This is a genomic window from Acinetobacter sp. 228 (assembly GCF_048147885.1).
Genome location: NZ_JAYWYV010000078.1, coordinates 1 through 2,184, shown reverse-complemented (window position 1 = coordinate 2,184; position 2,184 = coordinate 1). Strand labels below are relative to the sequence as shown.

The window sequence follows — 2,184 nt, the reverse complement described above, 5'->3', positions numbered from 1 at the left end:
TTTTGCTTGTTGCTTCTGAAATTCACGCTCAAGTGCTGCAAGTTGCAGGCGGTCATTTACACCTTCAACTTCAAATGCGAGCTCTGGTTGAATTGAGGCGATTTCTAAACCATCAGCAACAGCCATCGCAACGATATCAGTTAAATAGTATTCGCCTTGTGCATTTTCATTTGAAAGCTTAGGCAACCACTCATGCAGTTTTGCATTGCTGACACAGTAAATACCTGTGTTGATTTCTTGAATTTGACGCTGAGCTTCGGTTGCGTCTTTATGTTCAACAATTGCTTGGATTTTACCGTCTTGGCGGACAATACGGCCATAACCTGTTGGGTTATCGACATGTAAAGTAATCATGCCAATACCGGTTTTATTTGATACTTCAATCAGTTGTTCAAGTGTTGTTTGACGGACTAAAGGAACATCACCGTATAAAATTAATGAAATGCCGTCTTTAGGAAGTACAGGTAAAGTCATCTGTACAGCATGACCGGTCCCTAACTGTTCTGCTTGTTCAACCCACTGAATATTTTCTTGTGCGAATGTCTTTTTTACGTGATCGCCACCATGTCCATAAATGGTAATGATGTTTTCTGCTAATAGTTGTTTTGCTGTTTTAATAACATGTCCTAGTAGCGGGCGACCAGCTAAAGGTTGTAGTACTTTAGGGAGCTGAGAACGCATTCGCGTTCCTTTGCCTGCAGCAAGAATAATGACAGTAGTTGACATGAATAACTCGAATGATTTAACTCAAATGGATAATAATTAGTGTACAAAGAGCAGCCCATACACCGGCAATAAGCATAATACCAAAACCACCGTGTACTTGGCGATCAATGACGCGTATAGGCCAAGGTTTCCAAACATCGAAAATTCGAAATAATATAAATCCTGTAATTACCCAAATCCAATTTATTTGTTGTAAATAGAGCAGAGGAAGAAAGGTAATAGATTGACCTGCAAATTCATCCCACACAATTCGACCATCATCATGAACATCAAGGATTTTTGCAGTTTGACCGCAAATATAAATACCCACCACTGACATGATGAGAATAGCGATTAAACTTAAAGTAAACCCGAGAGATAACCAGATGGGAACAAAAAGTAAGGCGAAAGCAGAGCCAAAAGTACCAGGTGCTTTAGGAGCAAGACCAGATCCAAAACCAACCCCACAGAAAACGATGCAGCGGTTGAACCAAGACATGTCTTTAAAATGAAGCGGCGGTTTATGCAAAGTGTTGGTATCCATGAATTTGCAATGGGTAATCTGAACCCAAATGCTCAAAAGTTAGTTTTGTTTGCTCAACGATCTGTCCGATCATTGTAATCTTAACGTCTAGTTGTTTTTGCAAAAGTTTTTCATAATTTTGCGGTGTTATTGTAAAACATAATTCGTAGTCATCACCACCTGCCAAGGCATATTGCCAACGTTGTCGTTCTTCTAGTTGTTGCAGTACAGGATCGACAGGTAATTTTTCCAGGATGAGTCGTGCTCCAACCTTGGATGCTTTTAAAATATGTCCTAAATCTTGAGCTAAACCATCTGACACATCGATCATGCTAGAGGCGAGCCCTTTTAGCTCTTCTCCAAGCTTACAACGTGGCGTCGGATAGTCCAGTCTTTGTTGTAGGGAATGTCCTAAATGCTGAAGCCCATAAGCAGCATCACCAATCTGCCCACTTACACAAACATAATCACCGACCTTAGCACCTGAACGTAATACAGCTTTTCCTGTTTCAATCCAGCCCATGGCTGTGACGGTAATGGTAAGGTGCGGACCTTGAGTGGTATCTCCGCCAATTAAGGCAACTCCAAATTGATTACAACAGTCATAGATTCCCTGACTAAATCCTTCAAGCCACTCATGGTCAACTTGAGGCAAGCTGATCGCAAGTAAAATACTATGTGGTTTGGCACCCATTGCAGCAATATCAGACAGATTTACGGCAACACTTTTCCAGCCAATCGCATGGGGCGAGGTTTCAAGAGGGAAGTGACGTCCAGCAACAAGTGTATCTGCACAGATCACCAGTTGTTGATTTGGAGGGGGAGTAATTAAGGCTGAGTCATCACCAATACCAAGCGCAACGTCAGGATGTGACTGACGATTAAAGTATTGATCAATAATTGAGAACTCAGCCATAGAACATCAAGCCTATTATTTTGCTTGTTGTTTTTCTGCG

The 2,184-nt window shown here is 41.4% G+C and carries 3 protein-coding genes; all 3 read right to left on the bottom strand.

Going from position 1 to position 2,184, the window contains the following annotated elements:
• The coding region (locus tag VXQ92_RS15975; protein WP_416682479.1) for an NTP transferase domain-containing protein at positions 1 to 726 on the bottom strand (726 nt) is incomplete at its 3' end.
• 16 nt (positions 727 to 742) lie between these two features.
• Positions 743 to 1,249 (bottom strand): phosphatidylglycerophosphatase A, encoded by a 507-nt coding sequence (locus VXQ92_RS15970; RefSeq protein ID WP_416682477.1) that lies wholly within the window; start codon positions 1,247 to 1,249, stop codon positions 743 to 745.
• Positions 1,227 to 2,144, bottom strand: coding sequence for a thiamine-phosphate kinase (gene thiL / locus VXQ92_RS15965; RefSeq protein WP_000807406.1), 918 nt, complete (start codon positions 2,142 to 2,144; stop codon positions 1,227 to 1,229). Before thiL ends, VXQ92_RS15970 begins: the two co-directional genes overlap by 23 nt.
• Positions 2,145 to 2,184: the final 40 nt, after the last annotated feature.

Bases quoted from the DNA above. Each gene is read 5' to 3' on its own strand.
- VXQ92_RS15970 (WP_416682477.1), bottom strand. From the start codon at position 1,249: ATGGATACCAACACTTTGCATAAACCGCCGCTTCATTTTAAAGACATG.
- thiL (WP_000807406.1), bottom strand. From the start codon at position 2,144: ATGGCTGAGTTCTCAATTATTGATCAATACTTTAATCGTCAGTCACAT.